This is a genomic window from Pseudomonas sp. PHC1 (genome assembly GCF_046487845.1).
Classification (GTDB): domain Bacteria; phylum Pseudomonadota; class Gammaproteobacteria; order Pseudomonadales; family Pseudomonadaceae; genus Aquipseudomonas; species Aquipseudomonas sputi.
The window spans coordinates 130,423-150,506 of the sequence record NZ_JBJXHJ010000011.1; the positions used below are offsets into that span (position 1 = coordinate 130,423).

The 20,084-nt window shown below is 62.3% G+C and carries 7 protein-coding genes; 2 read left to right on the top strand and 5 right to left on the bottom strand.

Translation table 11 applies throughout. The features are described 5' to 3' along the window. Nucleotides 1-13 precede the first annotated feature (13 nt). The 4 genes from ACKJSM_RS16425 to ACKJSM_RS16440 all read right to left on the bottom strand — a co-directional run bounded on the left by ACKJSM_RS16425 (nt 14) and on the right by ACKJSM_RS16440 (nt 6,098). On the bottom strand, nt 14-910 hold the full coding sequence (locus ACKJSM_RS16425; RefSeq protein WP_064382651.1) for a TauD/TfdA dioxygenase family protein: 897 nt from the start codon (nt 908-910) through the stop codon (nt 14-16). 287 nt (nt 911-1,197) lie between these two features. After that, the gene (locus tag ACKJSM_RS16430; RefSeq protein ID WP_236182792.1) at nt 1,198-2,565 is read right to left on the bottom strand and encodes an HlyD family type I secretion periplasmic adaptor subunit; all 1,368 of its coding nucleotides are present in this window, start codon (nt 2,563-2,565) and stop codon (nt 1,198-1,200) included. Beyond that, on the bottom strand, nt 2,555-4,711 hold the full coding sequence (locus ACKJSM_RS16435) for a type I secretion system permease/ATPase (RefSeq protein ID WP_410238284.1): 2,157 nt from the start codon (nt 4,709-4,711) through the stop codon (nt 2,555-2,557). The genes ACKJSM_RS16430 and ACKJSM_RS16435 overlap by 11 nt, the downstream gene beginning before the upstream one ends. Nucleotides 4,712-4,745: 34 nt before the next feature. Further along, on the bottom strand, nt 4,746-6,098 hold the full coding sequence (locus ACKJSM_RS16440; RefSeq protein WP_085667779.1) for a TolC family outer membrane protein: 1,353 nt from the start codon (nt 6,096-6,098) through the stop codon (nt 4,746-4,748). Between the two features lie 358 nt (nt 6,099-6,456). On the opposite strand from ACKJSM_RS16440, the gene ACKJSM_RS16445 reads away from it, so the two are divergent. Continuing rightward, complete coding sequence (locus tag ACKJSM_RS16445) at nt 6,457-17,592, top strand: retention module-containing protein (protein ID WP_410238285.1); 11,136 nt, start codon at nt 6,457-6,459, stop codon at nt 17,590-17,592. 147 nt (nt 17,593-17,739) lie between these two features. Further along, on the top strand, nt 17,740-18,078 hold the full coding sequence (locus tag ACKJSM_RS16450) for a hypothetical protein (protein ID WP_039773037.1): 339 nt from the start codon (nt 17,740-17,742) through the stop codon (nt 18,076-18,078). A 58-nt stretch (nt 18,079-18,136) separates the two neighbouring features. On the opposite strand, the gene lapD is transcribed toward ACKJSM_RS16450, so the two are convergent. Next, nucleotides 18,137-20,083 (bottom strand): cyclic di-GMP receptor LapD, encoded by a 1,947-nt coding sequence (gene lapD, locus ACKJSM_RS16455; RefSeq protein ID WP_236182914.1) that lies wholly within the window; start codon nt 20,081-20,083, stop codon nt 18,137-18,139. Nucleotide 20,084 lies beyond the last annotated feature (1 nt).

Below are 20,084 nucleotides of genomic sequence, written 5' to 3' on the forward strand. Positions count from 1 at the left end.
GATCTCCGGCAAATCAGAAAGGCGCGTCGCCCTGGATGGTGGTGCGATACAGCTTGCGGCGCAGGTGCGCAGGGCAGCCGGCGGCAAGGTGGATCAGCGAGCGGTTGTCCCAGAACACCAGATCGTGGGGCTGCCATTGATGGCGATAGATGTTCTGCGGCAGCACGCTGTGGGCGTAGAGCTCGTCGAGCAGCTGTTTGCTCTCGTCCTCCGGCAGGCCGACGATGCGGGTGGTGAAGCCTTCGCTGACGAACAACGCCTTGCGGCCGTTTTCCGGATGAGTGCGGACCACCGGGTGCACAACCTCGGCGACCTGAGCCAGTTGCTCCGGGGTCAGGGTTGGGCGCCAGTTGCCTTCGAATTTGGTTTCGCTGTAACGCGCGGTGTAGGAATGCGCGGCCGAGCGGCCTTCGACGGCTTTGCGCAGCGCGTCGGGCAGGCTGTCCCAGGCCTTGTGCATGTCGGCGAACAGGGTGTCGCCGCCTTCGGATGGCAGTTCCTGGGCGTGCAGCATCGAGCCGAGGCTCGGCAGCTCTTTATAGGAGAGATCCGAGTGCCAGAATTTGCCGGCATCACCGAGGCCGATGTTCTGGCCGTTCTCGACGATGTTGGAAACAATGAGGATTTCCGGGTGATTGGCCAGCAGGAACTGCTTGAGCACGTGGATCTGCAACACGCCGAAGCGGCGGCTGAAATCGATCTGCTGTTGCGGGGTGATGCGTTGGTCGCGGAACACCACGACGTGGTGATCGAGGTGCGCGCGGTGGATGCGGGCGAAGTCTTCATCGTTGACCGGACGGGTCAGGTCGAGGCCGATGATTTCGGCGCCGACGGCACCGCTGAACGGGCGGATTTCGAAGGTTTGCGGCGCGGCAGTCGCGGCGCTTGGGGTAGCAGTAGCTGCGGACATCAATCAATCTCCCACGCACGGCGCGCTCAAGGGCGCGCGCGTCGATCAGAAACTCACGCTGGATTGCGTGTGGGTTCGTGTCGTGCGGCGCGCCGATTGGTCGGCAGGTACGCAGGAGGCTGACTTTATAGCTATAAGAATTTGAAATTAAATACCGTTAGCGCATAACGATATGGCAATTGATTAGGAATGGACTGGATGGTGAGTGACCATTTGTGTCACTTCTGGACGGAATGTGTTGTTCCGACAGACGCCTCCGCGAGTCCCGCGAAGGCGTCCGTATAGATTTACCGCTCGTGCAACGCCTCGGCCCGAGCGCGGATGATCGGCTTGAGCAAATAGCTCAGCACGGTCTTCTTGCCAGTGATGATGTCCACCGACGCCACCATCCCCGGGATGATCAGCAATGGCTTCTCGTCGGTGCCGAGATGGCTGCGCTCGGTGCGCAGCTTGATCACGTAGTAGGTGGTTTTCTTGTCTTCGTCGGTGATGGTGTCGGCGCCGATCTGTTCCAGTTTGGCCTTCAGGCCACCGTAGATGGTGTAGTCATACGCGGTGAATTTCACCGTGGCTTCCTGGCCCGGATGCAGGAACGCGATGTCCTGCGGGCGAATCTTCGCTTCGACCAGCAGGGTGTCATCCAGCGGCACGATTTCCAGCAGGTCGCTGCCCGGCTGGATCACGCCGCCGATGGTGTTGACCAGCATCTTGTTGACGATACCCCGCACCGGCGAGGTGACGAGCGTCCGGCTGACCCGGTCTTCCAGGGCCTTGCCGGTGGCCTGGGCCTTGTTCAGGTCAGTGCGCGCCTCGTTCAGCTGAGTGAGGGCTTCGCTGCGGAATTTGCCGCGGGTCTCGTCGATCTTGCGTTGGACTTCCTTGATCGCCGATTCAGCGCGCGGGATCGCCAGGGTGGTAGCGTCGAGCTGACCACGGGTTTCCACTTCGGCACGCTTGAGTCGCAGCACTTCCACCGGCGACACCGCGCCCTGGGCCACCAGCGGCTCGGACATGTTGATTTCCTGGCGTTGCAGGCCGAGTTGCTGGCGGTACTGCGCCTGCTTTGAGGTGAACTCGCGCAGCTCTTGCTGGCGCTGGATCAGTTGTTCCTGCAAACCACCAATTTCGTCGTGCAGTTGCTGACGACGGCTGATGTACAACGATTCTTCACTCTTGGCCTGACCCGGCACGGCTTTGAGCACGTCCTCGGGGAAATTCAGCGGACGGTCATCGACCTCGGCGCTCAGGCGCTCGACCCGCAGCAGCATCGACAGGCGATCCGCTTCGGTTTCGCCGACGTTGGACGCGAATCGCGTGTCATCCAGCCGTACCAGCGGTGCGCCGGCCTCGACGATCTGGCCTTCCTTGACGAACAGTTCGGAGACGATCCCGCCCTCGAGGTTCTGGATTTTCTGGATCTTCGACGAGGGAATCGCCTTGCCGTCACCCTTGGTCACTTCGTCGATGACGGCGAAGTTGGCCCACAGCATCAGGAACACGAAGAAGCCGATGATTGCCCAGATCGTCAGTCGCACCACGCGCGGCGCGTCCTCGATCAAGGCCTTGTTGACCTCCGGCAGCGGCTGGCCCTGCAGCGAGGCCGAGCCTTTGAAGTAGCGGCGGATCGAATCCTTGAAACCCGACTTAAGCAACACTGATCTGCCCCTTCTTCAACGCTTCCATGACGGCCGCTTTCGGGCCGTCGGCGAGGATCTGCCCACGGTCGACCACCAGCAGGCGATCGACCAGCGACAGCAGCGATGCCCGGTGCGTCACCAGGACCACGGTCTTGTTTTCCACCACCGCCGCGAGGCGCTGCTTGAGGCGTTCTTCGCCGGTGTTATCCATGGCGCTGGTCGGTTCGTCGAGCAACAGGATCGGCGGGTTGAGCAACAGCGCCCGGGCCAGGGCGACGTTCTGGCGCTGACCGCCGGACAGGTTCTGCCCGCGCTCGCCGACTTGCAGCTCATAGCCCTGCGGGTGCAGGCGGGCGAATTCGTGGACACCCGCCAGTTCAGCCGCCTGCAGCACCAGCTCGTCCTCGACGTAACGGGCGCCGGAAATCAGGTTGTCGCGCAGGGTGCCGGCCAGCAGTTGGATATCCTGCGGCACATAGCCGATGTTGTAGCGCAGCTCGCTGACGTCGATCTGGCGGATATCGACACCGTCCACCAGCAACGCGCCGTCGTCCGGCTGATAGAGGCCGACCAGCAATTTCGCCAGCGAACTTTTGCCGGAACCGCTGCGGCCGATGATGCCGATCTTCTCGCCGGGACGGATTACCAGGTTGATGTTCTTCAGCGCCGGGTTCTGTTGTTCCGGGTAGGTGAAGCTGAGCTGGCGGCATTCGATGGCGCCTTGCAGGACCTTGCGGCTCAGCGGGCGCTCTTCGAAATTGCGCTCCTGAGGCAACTCCATCATCTGGTCGACCGAAGTCATGGTCACCCGTGCCTGCTGGTAACGGGTCAACAGACCGGACAGCGACGCCAGCGGGCTGAGGGCGCGGCCACTGAGCATGTAGCAAGCGATCAGGCCGCCCATGCTCAGGTTGCCGGCGATGATCTGGTACACGCCGAAGACGATCATGATCACCCCGGCCAGTTGCTGGATCAGCAGGGTGATGTTCATCGCCAGGCCGGAGAGCATTTTCACCCGCAACTCGAGGCGGCTGAGGGTGCCGATGGTCTGCTCCCACTGATACTGGCGTTCGCTTTCGGCGTTGTTGACCTTCACCGCGTCGAGGCCGGCGAGGGTTTCGATCAGGCTCGACTGACGCTCGGCGCCCAGCGCCATGGTGCGCTCCATGGTCGCCACCAACGGCTTCTGCAACGCATAGCCGATCAGCAGCGCAATAGGAAAGGCCAGCACCGGAATCCACACCAGATGCCCGCCGAGTATCGCGATGACAATGAAGATCAGGAGGGTGAACGGCAGGTCGATCAGGCTGGTCAGGGTCAGCGAGGCGAGGAAGTCGCGCAGGCTCTGGAACTCGTGGATGTTCTGGGCAAAGCTGCCGACCCGTGCCGGGCGGTATTTCATGGCCATGCCGACGATGCGTTCGAACAGCGTGGCGGAGATGATCAGGTCGGTTTTCTTGCCAGCCAGATCCAGGCACAGGCTGCGCAGACTCTTGAGGATCAGGTCGAACATGTAGGCGCCGGTGATGCCCAGCGCGAGCACCCACAGGGTCGCTTCGGCCTGGTTCGGCACCACGCGGTCGTAGACGTTCATCACGAACAGCGGCGCGGCCATGGCGATGATGTTGATCAGGAAACTGGCGGCGATCGCATCGGCATACAGCCAGCGCGAACGCTTGAGGGTGTCGCGAAACCACGAGCGCGCACGCGGGATCAGCGTGCCGTGGTTGACGTCGAATTTGTGCTGGGGCTGAGCGAAGAACACTTTGCCGGTGTAGTCGTCGGCCAGCAACTCGCGGCTGACCAGGGATTCGCCGCCGTCGGTTTCGCTGAGCAGCACCCGTGCTTCGTTCTCGCCCTGCCAGCCGAGCAAGACGGCACTGCGGCCATCCTTGAGCAGCAGCAGCGCCGGCATGGCAATCGCCGGAATTTCTTCGAGCTTGCGCTGCAGCACCCGCCCTTGCAGCCCGGCGCGCGCCGCCGCACGGGGCAGCAGCTCGACACTCAGGCGTTGTTTGGGCAGCGGCAGGCCGGTGGTCAGCATCGCCGCGCTGGCAGGTTTCTGGTGGAGCATGCAAAGAGCGAGCAGACCATCCAGTAACGGATCGTCGTGCAACGCGCGTGGATCATGACTGAGATGAACTCGACTGACTTCTGATTCCACGCTCGACACTCTTTAGCAGTTGAAAAGGGACAACTCAATTCATCCCAGGCAGCTGGACCTTGGGCTTCACGTCGTTCTGCACAACGGATGCCAAGGGTGCGACCACTCCCTGGCTCTTGAGCAATTCGCCCATGGTCGCCTTGATTCGGTACTGAGTAAATAACTGAATGTTTTTGATTTCAGCCAGACGCCGCGAGGCGGTGAACAACTCGTTTTCACTGTCGAGCAAATCCAGCAGGGTGCGTTCGCCGAGGCTGAACTGGCGCTGGTAAGCGGTGCGCACCGAAGTGCTGTGATCAACGTACTGCTGAGCAATCGGCACCTGGGCGTTGGCGTTGTTCAGGGCGTTCCAGGCCAGGCCCAGTTCTTCATTCAACTGACGCAGGGCGTTGTTGCGGATGTCCAGCGCCTGGTTCGACAGGTAGGACTTGGATTCCAGATCCGCCTTGTTGCTGCCGCCCGAATACAGGTTGAAGCGCATGCGCAACATGGCCTGCCATTCGTTGTTGTGCCCGTTCTGGCCGTCGAGGTCGTTGTCGGCAGTGCGGCCCAGCTCGGCGTCGAAGCGCGGGTAGAAGGTCGACTTGGCGGTCTCGTACTGCTTTTCGGCAGCAGCGATGTCGGACTCGGCCGAGCGCAGGATCGGGCTGTTTTCCAGCATCTGCTGGCGGGCTTCATTCAGGTTGGCCGGCATCATCGCCATGAACGGCGCCGGACGCTCCAGTTGATCGGGCATCTGGCCGACGGCGCTGAGGAAGTTGGTTTCCGAGTCGGCGAGGTTGGTCTGCTCGGTGATCAGGTTGTTGCGGGCCTGGGCCATCCGCGCTTCGGCCTGATCGAGGTCGGCACCGCTGCCGACGCCGCGCTGCGTGCGCAGCTGGATCTGGTCGTAGATACGCTGGTGGCTCTTGAGGTTTTCTTCGGCCAGACGCACGAATTCGCGACGGGTCAGCACGTCCAGGTAAACTTGGGCCACAGTCAGCGCAGTGCGCTCGGAAGTGCCGAGCAAGGAATAGGCGCGTGAGTTGACGGTGGCTTGTTGACGCCCGACTTCGCTGGACGTCGCAAAACCGTCAAAAACCATTTGCGACAGACGCAAACTTGACTCGCTGCGATTCAGGGTTTCCCAGTGATTGCCGCCACCATTGGCGCGGGTGGTCACGCTGTCGGTGCCTTCACGGCCATAACCGCCCAGCAGATCGACCTTGGGCAGGTATCCACCTTTTGCAGCCTTTAACTGATAATCCGCGGCCAGCCGACTGTTGACCCCTGCCTGGATTTCCGGATGGACATCCAGCGCCTGCTGCATGGCTTCTGGTAAGGATTGTGCTTGTACGAAAGAGGCGGCGAGAGCGAAGGGTAGAGCCTTGAGCAGATGCGAACGCATGGTAAAGATTTCCCAGAACTTCTTGTCTTGAATCACAGCAAATTGTTGAGCTGCGTCGGAAGATGGCAACCGGAATGACCGTATGTCGGAAAGTTTAAAACCGGAACTGGATCACACGCTGAAGGGCAGGTCGCCGCATAAATATCAATGTGACATTACTGGGACGATTGTTTAGGATGGCACCCAGAAGGTCAATAGTTTGGCATAAAGTTAATAGCGAAAGAATCTAGCCAAAATATTGACGAATAGTAGCGTCAAGTTTGTTTCACCTTTTTTTAAAGTACGTCCAGACTGAATCGGCGCAGACAGCCATCAGATCTATGGAAGTCAACTGAACGTGACACCCGGAGAGTCTTCAATGAGCAGTGTTGTTGCCATCGTCAAAAGCATTGTCGGTCAGGTTTTCGTGGTGTCCCCAGAGGGCGTCCGTCGCGTACTCGTTGAAGGCGACCGGCTGTTTGCCGGCGATCAGGTCGATACCGGCGTTTCCGGCGCCGTGTCCCTGGAACTGGCCGATGGCCGCACGATCGATCTGGGCCGCGACACTCAGTGGAGCGCTGATACCCCGGATTCCAGCACCGACCTGGCCGAAGCCACCGCGCAAGCCGCGCCGTCGGTAGAAGAACTGCAACAAGCCATCGCCGCTGGCGTCGACCCGACCACCGCCCTTGAAGCCACCGCTGCCGGCCCGAGCGCCGCAGGGACTGGCGGCGCCGCCGGTGGCGGTCACAGCTTCGTGATGCTCGATGCGACTGCAGGCCGTGTCGACCCGACCATCGGCTTCCCGACTGCGGGCATCAACGCTGCCGGCCAGGCCGCGCAGAACATCACCGGTGGCCAGACCACCGATACCACCGCCAACGCCCTGCGCGAATCGACCCTGAGCCTCAGCGCCACGCCGAGCATCACTGAAGCCGGCGGCGTGCTGGTGTACACCGCGACCCTGACCCAGGCGCCGCTGACCGACCTGACCATCACCTTGTCCAACGGCGCGGTGATCGTGATTCCGGCCGGTTCCACCACCGGCACCGTCAACGTGCCACTGGCACCCAACGACACTGTTTATAACGACCCGACCCAGATCGACGTGACGGTCACCGGCACCACCGGCGGCAACGGCATCACCGTGACCCCGCCGACCACCCCGGCCACGACCCAGGTCACCGACACCATCGACACCACCACCGTCACCCTGACGGCGGGCAACAGCGTCACCGAAGGCGGTCAGATCACCTACACCGCCACGCTGACCAACCCGGCACAGACGCCGGTGACCGTGACCCTGTCCAACGGTTCGACCATCACCATTGGCGCCGGCCAGACCACCGGCACCGTCAACGTGCCGACCGCACCGAATGACGTCTACAACAACGGCAGCACCGTCACCACCACCATCACCGGCGCCACCGGCGGCAACTTCGAAAACCTGGTGCCGAACCCGACGCCGGCCGTCACCAACATTGTCGATTCGGTTGACACCACCAACCTGACCCTTACCGCCACCGGCACTGTGGTCGAAGGTGGCCAGATTACCTACACCGCAACCCTGACCAACCCGGCCCAGACGCCGGTGACCGTCACCCTGTCGAACGGTTCGACCATCACCATCGGCGCCGGCCAAACCACCGGCAGCGTCAACGTGCCGACCGCACCGAATGACGTTTACAACAACGGCGGCACCGTCAGCACCACGATTACCGGCGCCACCGGCGGCAACTTCGAGAGTCTGGTGCCGAACACGACACCAGCGACCACCACCGTCACCGACTCCATCGACACCACCAACCTGTCGCTGAGCGCCACCGGTTCCGTGGCCGAAGGCGGTTCGATCGTTTACACCGCGACCCTGACCAATCCGGCCGGTACGCCAGTGACCGTGACGTTGAGCAATGGCTCCGTCATCACGATCGAAGCCGGTAAAACCACCGGCACCGTGACCGTCCCGGCGCCTGCTGATGACGTTTACAAAGACGCCGGAAAAGTCGAAGTCACCATCAAGGACGCCACCGGCGGCAACTTCGAGAACCTGGTGCCAAGCACCGTTCCGGCCGTCACCGAAGTGACCGATACCGTCGACACCACCACGGTGAAACTCACCGCGACTGAGTCAGCAACTGAAGGCGGCACTGTCACTTATACCGCCACCGTCGGCGCACCAGTGACTGGCTCGCCGGTCACCGTGACGCTGGCCAACGGTCAATCGATCACCATCGAAGTCGGCAAAACCACCGGCACGGTGACCACCACCGCACCGAATGACGCATTGGCCGGCAACGCACCGCTGACCAACGCAATCACCGGCGTGAGCGGCGGCAACTACGAAAACCTCGTGGCTGACAAAACCCCGGTCAGCACCGCCGTGACCGACACCGTCGACACCACCGACCTGACGCTGACTGCGACCGGCACCGTGGCCGAAGGTGGCTCGATCACCTACACCGCGTCCCTGACCAATCCGGCCGGTACGCCAGTGACCGTGACGTTGAGCAATGGCTCCGTCATCACGATCGAAGCCGGTAAAACCACCGGCACCGTGACCGTCCCGGCGCCTGCTGATGACGTTTACAAAGACGCCGGAAAAGTCGAAGTCACCATCAAGGACGCCACCGGCGGCAACTTCGAGAACCTGGTGCCAAGCACCGTTCCGGCCGTCACCGAAGTGACCGATACCGTCGACACCACCACGGTGAAACTCACCGCGACTGAGTCAGCAACTGAAGGCGGCACTGTCACTTATACCGCCACCGTCGGCGCACCAGTGACTGGCTCGCCGGTCACCGTGACGCTGGCCAACGGTCAATCGATCACCATCGAAGTCGGCAAAACCACCGGCACGGTGACCACCACCGCACCGAATGACGCATTGGCCGGCAACGCACCGCTGACCAACGCGATCACCGGTGTGAGCGGCGGCAACTACGAAAATCTGGTCGCCGACAAGACTCCGGTTTCGACCACCGTCACCGACACAGTCGACACCACCAACCTGACCCTGAGCGCTACCGATTCCGTGGCCGAGGGCGGCTCGATCATCTACACCGCGACCCTGACCAATCCGGCCGGCACTCCGGTCACCGTGACCCTGTCGAACGGTGCAGTCATCACCATCGAGGCCGGCAAGACCACCGGCACCGTGACCGTTCCGGCTCCGGCCGATGACGTCTACAAGGATGCCGGCAAAGTCGAAGCGACCATTACCGGCGCAACCGGCGGCAACTTCGAAAACCTGGTGCCAAGCACTGTGCCGGCCGTGACCCAGGTCACCGACACCATCGACACTTCGACCGTCAAACTGACCGCGACCGAATCGGCTGCTGAAGGCGGGACCGTTACTTACACCGCGACGGTGGGCGCCCCGGTAACCGGCTCGCCTGTGGTTGTGACCCTGGCCAATGGTCAGTCGATCACCATCGAAGTCGGCAAAACCAGCGGCACCGTCACCACCACCGCACCGAATGACGTACTGGCCGGCCATGCACCGCTGACCAACTCGATCACCGGTGTGAGCGGCGGCAACTACGAAAACCTCGTGGCCGACAAAACCCCGGTCAGCACCACTGTCACCGACACCGTCGACACCACCAACCTGACCCTCAACGCGACAGGTTCCGTGGCCGAAGGCGGCTCCATCGTTTACACCGCCACCCTGACCCATCCGGCTGGCACGCCAGTGACCGTGACCCTGAGCAATGGCTCCGTCATCACCATCGAAGCCGGCAAAACCACTGGCACCGTGACCGTTCCGGCACCTGCCGATGACGTTTACAAAGACGCCGGCAAAGTCGAAGTGACCATCAAGGATGCCACCGGTGGCAACTTCGAGAACCTGGTGCCAAGCACTGTTCCGGCCGTCACCGAAGTGACCGACACCGTCGACACCACCGACCTGACGCTGACTGCGACCGGCACCGTGGCCGAAGGTGGCTCGATCACCTACACCGCGACCCTGACCAACCCGGCTGGCACCCCGGTGACCGTGACGTTGAGCAACGGCTCCGTCATCACCATCGAAGCTGGCAAAACTACCGGCACCGTGACCGTTCCGGCGCCAGCCGATGATGTCTATAAAGACGCCGGCAAAGTCGAAGTCACCATCAAGGATGCAACCGGTGGCAACTTCGAAAACCTGGTGCCGAGCACTGTTCCGGCCGTTACCGAAGTGACCGACACCCTCGATACGACAACCGTGAAGCTGACTGCTTCCGAAACCGCTGCCGAAGGCGGTACCGTCACCTACACCGCGACCGTCGGCGCTCCGGTGACTGGTTCACCAGTGACCGTGACCCTGGCCAACGGTCAATCGATCACCATCGAAGTCGGCAAAACCACCGGCACCGTCACCACCACCGCGCCGAACGATGCGTTGACCGGCAATGCACCACTGACCAACTCGATCACTGGTGTGAGCGGCGGCAACTACGAAAACCTCGTGGCTGACAAAACCCCGGTCAGCACCACCGTGACCGACACCGTCGACACGACCAACCTGACCCTGAGCGCCACGCCGGAAGTCAACGAAGGTGGCCAGATCACCTACACCGCGACCCTGACCAACGCCGCCGGCACCCCGGTGACCGTAACGTTGAGCAACGGCGCCGTGATCACCATCGAGGCCGGCAAAACCTCCGGCACCGTGACCGTCGATGCACCGAAGGACGACGTCTACAAGGACGCCGGCAAAGTCGAAACGACCATTTCGACCGCCACCGGTGGCAACTTCGAGAATCTGGTGCCAAGCACGGTTCCGGCCGTGACCGAAGTCACCGACACCATCGACACCACCACGGTCAAACTCACCGCGACCGAGTCGACGGCTGAAGGCGGCACCGTCACCTACACCGCGACCGTGGGTGCACCTGTAACCGGTTCGCCCGTCACCGTGACGCTGTCCAACGGTCAATCGATCACCATCGAGGTGGGCAAGACCACCGGCACCGTCACCACCACTGCGCCAAACGATGCGCTCAACGGTCATGCGCCACTGACCAACGCAATCACTGGTGTGAGCGGCGGTAACTACGAGAGTCTGGTGGCCGACAAGACGCCGGTCAGCACTACCGTGACCGACACCGTCGACACCACCAATCTGTCGCTGACCGCGACGGGCACCGTGGCCGAAGGTGGCTCGATCACCTATACCGCGACCTTGACCAACCCTGCCGGCACCCCGCTGACCGTGACCCTGTCGAACGGCGCAATCATCACCATCGAAGCCGGTAAAACCACCGGCACCGTGACCGTTCCAGCACCTGCCGATGACGTCTACAAGGACGCCGGTAAAGTCGAAGTGACCATCAAGGATGCAACCGGTGGCAACTTCGAGAACCTGGTTCCGAGCACTGTTCCAGCAGTAACGGAAGTCACCGACACCATCGACACGACGACCGTGAAGCTGACCGCTTCCGAAACAGCCGCTGAAGGTGGCACCGTCACTTACACCGCGACTGTTGGCGCGCCAGTGACCGGGTCGCCTGTGACTGTGACCTTGGCCAATGGTCAGTCGATCACCATCGAAGTGGGTAAAACCACCGGCACCGTGACCACCACCGCGCCGAACGATGCGCTGAACGGTCATGCGCCGCTGACCAACGCGATCACCAACGTGACGGGCGGCAACTACGAAAATCTGGTGGCCGACAAGACGCCGGTCAGCACCACCGTGACCGACACCGTCGACACCACCAACCTGTCACTCAGCGCGACCAGCACCGTGGCCGAAGGCGGCTCGATCACCTACACCGCAACCCTGACCAACGCCGCTGGCTCGCCAGTGACCGTGACCCTGAGCAACGGTTCGGTGATCACCATCGAAGCCGGAAAAACCACCGGCACCGTGACCGTTCCTGCGCCAGCCGATGACGTCTACAAAGACGCCGGCAACGTGCAGGCCACGATTACCAACGCCAGCGGTGGCAACTTCGAGAATCTGGTACCAAGCACTGTTCCTGCCGTGACCCAGGTCACTGACACCATCGACACCACCTCGGTCAAACTGACCGCGACCGAGTCGGCGGCTGAAGGCGGCACTGTCACCTACACCGCGACTGTGGGCGCGCCGGTGACTGGCTCGCCAGTGACCGTGAACCTGTCGAATGGCCAGAGCATCACCATCGAAGTGGGTAAAACCACCGGCACCGTGACCACCACCGCGCCAAACGATGCGCTCAACGGCCATGCGCCGTTGACCAACGCGATCACCAACGTGACGGGCGGCAACTACGAAAATCTGGTGGCCGACAAGACGCCGGTCAGCACCACCGTGACCGACACCGTCGACACCACCAACCTGTCACTCAGCGCGACCAGCACCGTGGCCGAAGGCGGCTCGATCACCTACACCGCAACCCTGACCAACGCCGCTGGCTCGCCAGTGACCGTGACCCTGAGCAACGGTTCGGTGATCACCATCGAAGCCGGAAAAACCACCGGCACCGTGACCGTTCCTGCGCCAGCCGATGACGTCTACAAAGACGCCGGCAACGTGCAGGCCACGATCACTAACGCCACCGGCGGTAACTTCGAAAACCTGGTGACCAGCACCACACCAGCGGTGACCAGCGTCACCGACACCATCGACACCACTACCGTGAAGCTGACCGCGTCCGCGACAGCGGCCGAAGGTGGCAACGTTGTTTACACCGCCACCGTCGGCGCGCCTGTAACTGGCTCGCCAGTGACCGTGACCCTGGCCAACGGTCAGTCGATCACCATCGAAGTGGGTAAAACCACCGGCACCGTCACCACCACCGCGCCGAACGACGTGTTGACCGGTCATGCGCCACTGACCAACGCAATCACTGGTGTGAGCGGCGGTAACTACGAAAATCTGGTTGCTGATAAAACCCCGGTTTCGACTACCGTCACCGACACCGTCGACACCACCAACCTGACCCTCAGCGCGACCGGCACCGTGGCCGAGGGCGGTTCGATCATCTACACCGCTACCCTGACCAATCCTGCCGGCACCCCGGTGACCGTGACGCTGAGCAACGGCTCCGTCATCACCATCGAAGCTGGCAAAACTACCGGCACCGTGACCGTTCCCGCGCCAGCCGATGACGTCTACAAAGACGCCGGCAATGTTCAGGCCACGATCACTAACGCCACCGGCGGTAACTTCGAAAACCTGGTGACCAGCACCACGCCAGCGGTGACCAGCGTCACCGACACCATCGACACCACCACCGTGAAGCTGACCGCGACCACGACGGCAGCCGAAGGTGGCAACGTCACCTACACCGCCACCGTGGGTGCGCCGGTGACGGGCTCGCCGGTAACCGTGACCCTGGCCAACGGTCAGTCGATCACCATCGAAGTGGGCAAAACCAGCGGCACCGTGACCACCACCGCGCCAAACGACGCGTTGACCGGTCACACACCGCTGACCAACTCGATCACCAACGTTTCTGGCGGCAACTACGAAAACCTGGTGGCCGACAAGACGCCGGTCAGCACCACCGTGACCGACACCGTCGACACCACCAACCTGTCACTCAGCGCGACCAGCACCGTGGCCGAAGGCGGCTCGATCACCTACACCGCAACCCTGACCAACGCCGCTGGCTCGCCAGTGACCGTGACCCTGAGCAACGGTTCGGTGATCACCATCGAAGCCGGAAAAACCACCGGCACCGTGACCGTTCCTGCGCCAGCCGATGACGTCTACAAAGACGCCGGCAATGTTCAGGCCACGATTACCAACGCCACGGGCGGCAATTTCGAGAACCTGGTGACCAGCAACACACCAGCGGTGACCAGCGTCACCGATACCGTCGACACCACCACCGTCAGCATCACCGGCAGCACCTCGGTGACCGAAGGCCAGACCGCAACCTACACCGTCAGCCTGACCAACCCGGCGCAGACCGAAGTCACCCTGAAAATCGTCTACAGCGGCACCGCCGCCGACGGTTCGGACTTCACCGGCGTGTACACCGTGAAGATCCCGGCCGGTGCCAGCAGCGCGCAGTTCAACGTTGCGACCATCGACGACAAGATCACCGAAGGCACCGAAAACTTCGTAGTCAAGATCGATTCGGCCACCGGTGGCAACTTCGAAAACCTGGCGGTCAGCAGCACCAATGGCAGCGTCAGCACCTCGATCATCGACAACGATGCACCGCCGGTCATCGACCTCGACGCCAACAACTCCAGCGGCGCAACGGGTGCCGACTACAAGGTGACCTTCACCGAGAACACCCCGGGCGCAGGTGTGTCGATTGCCGACACCGATATCAAGATCACCGACCCGGACAGCACCATGCTGACCGGCGCCACCGTCGTGCTGACCAACCGTCAGGACGGCGATGCGCTGAACCTGGGCAACAGCGTCAACGGCATCACCATCAATGCCAACAGCACCAACGGCACCGTCACCCTGACCCTGTCGGGTAACGCGACGCTGGCCGACTACATGCAGGCGATCAAGAACATCAGCTTCACCAACAGCAGTGAAGACCCGAGCACCGTGCCACGGATCATCACCGTGACCGTGACCGATGGCGGCAACTACTCCAACACCGCGACCACCACGGTCAACGTGGTGGCGGTCAACGACGCGCCGGTCGCTGCACCGGTCAACGTCACCGGCACCGAAGACACCCCGCTGATCCTCGGCTGGTCGACCTTCGGCGTCAGCGATGTCGACAGCCCGGCCAGCAGCCTGGGCGTGAAAATCACCCAACTGCCGGGCGAAGGCAAACTGCAGTACCTGGACGGTTCGACCTGGAAAGACGTCGCTAACAACCAGACCTTCAGCAAGGCTGACATCGACGCCGGCAAGCTGCGCTTCCTGCCGGATGCCAACGAGTCGGGTGTGAACGGGTACGGTGGCACTGGCGTTGGCAACAACCAGGCCGACTACGCGCAGATCAAATTCCAGCCAACCGACGGCCAGTTGCTGGGCAACACCAGCACCGTGAAGATCGACATCACCCCGGTGGCGGATGCACCGACCCTGTCGGTGGCCGACAACAGCGTGAAGTCCACCGGGCTGATCAAGGAAGTCTGGACCGGTCTGTCGGGCCTGGGCACCGACGGCAGCGGCGCCAACTCGACCACCCTGAAAAACGTGATCGACGGTGCCGGCAAGCCGAACACCAGCGGTACCGTGAACAACGTGCAGTCCGACGGCAGTGTGACCGCCGGTACTGCGTCGAAGACTTCGGGCCTGATCTATCTGGAAGCCGGCAAGACCTACACTTTCAGCGGCACCGGAGACGACAGCCTGCTGGTGACCATCGGCGGCAAGAGCGTGGCGTCCACGACGTGGGGCGCGGGCGGCAACCTCAACGGTTCGTTCACCCCGACCACCAGCGGCTACTACACCCTGGACATCTACCACCACAACCAGAGCGGCCCGGGCAGCTACGACGTCAACCTGTCGGTCAACGGCAGCACGCCGATCGACCTGAGCAGTGCCGGCGTGCCGATCTACACCGGCGTGCAGGATCTGGTGAATGCCGGCGTGACAGTCTCCGATCTGCACGGCAGCAACGGCGAAGGCTATTACGACGGCTACAAACTCAACACCGGCGCCGAAGGCACCACCGTGAAACTGTCGTCGATCAGCACCGCGCTGACCGATACCGACGGTTCGGAAACCCTGAGCATCAAGATCAGCGGCGCACCGGTCGGTTCGGTGCTCAGCGACGGCGCAGGCCACAGCTTCACCGTGACCGCCACCAGCGGCGACGCCAACGTCACCGGCTGGAACCTCGGCACCCTGACCGTGACCCCGCCGACCTACTACAACGGCCAGTTCAACCTGACCGTGACCTCGACCTCCACCGAACAGGTCGGCGGTTCGGCCAGCACCACCGCGACCATCCCGGTCACCGTGGTCCCGGCGGTGTATAACGCGGCGGTCGCCACTTCGGGTGACGACAACTTCGTCGGCACCGACGGCAACGACATCATGGTTGCCGACATCGGCGGCCTGACCGTGGTGCCGGGCACCAACTACAACATCGCGTTCATGGTCGACAGCTCGGGCAGTATGAGCGCCTCGTCGATCAATGCGGCCAAGGACTCGCTGACATCGGTGTTCAACACCCTCAAGCAGAGCCTGGGCGGCAGCAACTCGGGAACGGTAAACATCTTCCTGGTGGACTTCGACACCCAGGTCAACAAGTCGGTGTCGGTGAACCTCAACGACCCGAACGCACTGACCTTGCTCAAGGCCGTGCTGGACTCGATGTCGTCCGGCGGCGGCACCAACTACGAGGACGTGTTCAAGGCCACGGCGAACTTCTTCCAGAGCGCCGAAGCGCTGGCCAACACCGGGGCGAAGAACCTCACGTACTTCATCACCGACGGCCAGCCGACCTACTACCAAAGCAACGAGCAGACCAACCCGACGCTGTACGGCAACGTGAAGCTCGATGATGTGGTGAAAACCAGCAACTACAAGCTGGGCAACAGCTTCGCCACCTACATCGACAGCACCCACTACCTGAGCATCAACACCTCCGGCGAGGTCGTGTTGCAGACGTACAAGAACGGCTACTGGAACTGGAACAGCCTGGGCACCATCCACGCCCAGGGTGATGGCACCTACGAGATCTCGAGCCTGGCCGGTAGCGGCAGCAGCACCTCGTCGAGCACCACCGACAACTCCGCCGCCGGCTTCGCGCTGCTGAGCGGTCTGTCGAACGTCGAAGCGATCGGCCTCAACAACGGTGTCAGCCTCAACGACCTGAAACCGTACGATTCGGACAAGACGCCACAGACCAACATCGATCCGAAGGACCTGGCCAACTCGATCATCGGTCACACCGAAGCGACGATGCCGGGCAACGACACGGTCAGTGGTGGCGACGGCAACGACATCCTGTTCGGCGACCTGGTGAGCTTCAACGGCATTGCCGGCGAGGGTTATCAGGCGATGCAGGCGTTCGTGGCCAAGGAAACCGGGGTCGACGTCAGCAAAGTCACCACCAGCAACGTGCACCAGTACATCACCGAGCACTACCAGGCGTTCGATGTGTCCGGTGACCACGACGGCAACGACACACTGCTGGGCGGCGCGGGCAATGACATCCTGTTCGGCTCGGGCGGCAACGACCTGCTCGACGGCGGCAAGGGCAATGACATCCTGCTCGGCGGCACCGGTAACGACACACTGATCGGTGGTCAGGGCAACGACATCCTGATCGGTGGTTCCGGTGCGGACACCTTCGTCTGGAAGGCGGGCGACACCGGCAACGACGTGATCAAGGACTTCAAGGCCAGCGAAGGCGACCGCATCGACCTGCGTGACCTGTTGCAGGGCGAGACCGGCAGCACCATCGACAACTTCCTGAAGATCACCACGGTCGACGGCGTGTCGTCGCTGCAAGTCAGCTCCGGCGGCAAGTTCAACTCGGGCGATGCCGCAGCCGCCACACCGGACGTGACGATCAAACTGGAAGGCAACAACTGGTCCACGGCCAACATTCACAACCTGATTGCCGGCAGTGATCCGACCATCAAGGTCGACCACAACAACAGCTGATGCGTGAACAACGGCCGCCCCACATGGGGCGGCCGTCGCGTTTTCGGCGCTTGAACCGGTGACGATTTCGTCGGCGCACCGCATACTCGCGCGCAGTTGGCTATGCTGCTGACAGCATGACGCTGGTCCATTTCCGAGGGATGCTCAATGTTTTACGTGCAACGCGATGCGCAGGGTCAGTTGATTCGCGTGGAAGCTGCGGCCTACGCCGAGGCCACGGAAACGCTGCCGGCCGACCACCACGAAATCCAGGCCTGGTACGCCAACGAGGCCGTGGAGAACAGCCTCAAACAGCTCAAGCAGAGCGACCTGGAAATGATCCGGGTACTCGACGACCTGATTCAGGTCCTGACCCAGAAAGGCGTGATCCGCGTCACCGACCTGCCACCGGCGGCCCAGGCCAAGCTGATGGACCGGACCCAGGCGCGGGAAGCGCTGGGCGGGTTGAGCCAGTTGATCGATGAGGATGAGGGCGGCTTGATCTGATCTGCCTACAGTCGATCGTTCCCACGCGGAGCATGGGAACGATCAGTTTGGCGCTGCATTATTTCCAGGGCTTGGGCTCACCGAACAGCTGCCCCTGAACCCCATACAACCCCATCTCGCGAATCACCGACAATTCCCCTTGTGTCTCGACCCGCTCGGCAATCAACGGCAGATCGATGCTGTGCGCCGCACGCTGGATCGCTTCGATGAACAGACGCTTGTCGCTTTCCTGATCGATCGCCCGGATGTAGCTGCCGTCGATCTTCAGGTACGCCAGCCCCAGCCGGGCCAGGTTGCCGATCATGCTGAACCGCCCGCCGAAGCGCTGCAGGCTGAGGGAGAAACCGAGTTCGCGCAAACGCCGGGTCAACTGCTCCAGCACCGCTTGCTCCGGCAATTGTTCCTCGCCGATTTCCAGGGTCAGGCGCGCACCGAGGTTGGAATGCGCCCGCAGAATCTCGAACACTTTGTTCAACGCCTGCGGATCGGCCAGGGTCGCCGAGGACAGGTTCAGCGCCAGGGATTGTTCATGGCCGGCCATTTGTTCCAGCACCTGCTCAAGCATCAACCGGTCCAGCCGCGCGGTCCAGCCGAAGCGCTCCAGCCACGGCAGGAAGCGTCCGGCGGGAATGGTCTGACCCTGCTCGTCGAGCAAACGCGACAGCACTTTGTAATGCAGCACCAGTTGCGTGTCCTGCGCCGCCACCACTGGCTGGAAAAACAGCTCGAAACGCCGCTGGTTCAAGGCCTGATCGAGCAAGCGGTGCCAGGCGTGGTGATCATCACCGACGTCCGCCACCAGGCTCTGATCGAGGCACGCCCAGTTCTGCTCGCCCTGCCCTTCGGCCTGGGCCAGCGCCTGATCGCCGAGGCTGAGAACCGCTTGCGGTGAGTCGCCGTGAGCGAACGGCGCCAGACCGATAGAAGCCACGGCTGCCACGTCTGTAGCGCCTGTCGCATGCAGGCTGCTCAACGCACTGTCGAGACTCTGTGCCAGTTGCAGCGCTTCTTCACGGGTCAGCCCCGGCGCCAGCACGGCGAATTCACCGCCGCGAATGCGGGTGACGAGGTTCTGGGTTTCCGGGTATCGGGCGCACTCGCGGGACAGTTGCTCGCCGACCGCTTTCAACAACTCATCGGTGCGTTGACCGCCAAGACGCTGGTTCAATCCGGCCAGATCCTTGACTCGCAGCAGCAGCAGGTAACCACTGCTGGCCTGCTCCGGGTTGCTCACCCGCGCATTCAGCTGCATCTCGAAATAACGCCGGTTGGCCAGCCCCGTAAGGTTGTCCTGATAAGACTCGGTGCGCAGTTTTTCACTGCGCTCGGCCTGCTCCTGGAACAGCGCCTTGAGCTTCTCGACCATCTGGTTCATCGCCAGCACCACGCGGCGCAATTCAGGCGTGCGCGGCAGGTCCGGCAGGCTGAGGAATTCGCGGCGGGCGATGGCGTGGGATTGCTTGACCATGTAATCCAGCGGTTTCAATTGCCGACGCAGCAACAGCGCGCCCAGCACTGCGCTCACCGCACCGCAGATCAGCAGCCAGCCCAGGCTGCCCAATGCGCTCTGCCAGAGCTTGGCCAGGGCGAACATCGGGTGGCTGACCACCTCGACCCGCGCGGCCTGCTCCCAGCCACGGCTGACCAGCGCATCGCCACCGGCCGGTTCCAGACCGATCAGTCTGACGAACCAGTCCGGCACGTTGGTGACCGCAGGAATGCCGTTGCGCTCGACAATGGTCTGGTCAGTCTTCAAATCGACCACGCGGATGCTTGAGTAATAACCGCTGTCGAAGATCGAGCTGACCAGCAGCTCGACCATTGCCGGGTCATCGATGTTCGGCGTCAACGACAGCGCCAGCGCCGTGGCCGCATCCTGGGCGTGGGAGCGCAACTGGTTGACGTACTGGGTGCGCGAGCTCTCCAGACTGACCATGAAGCTGCCGGTGAAGGCGACCACCAGGAACAGACAGATAGCGATCAACAGCTGTTTGAACAAAGACATC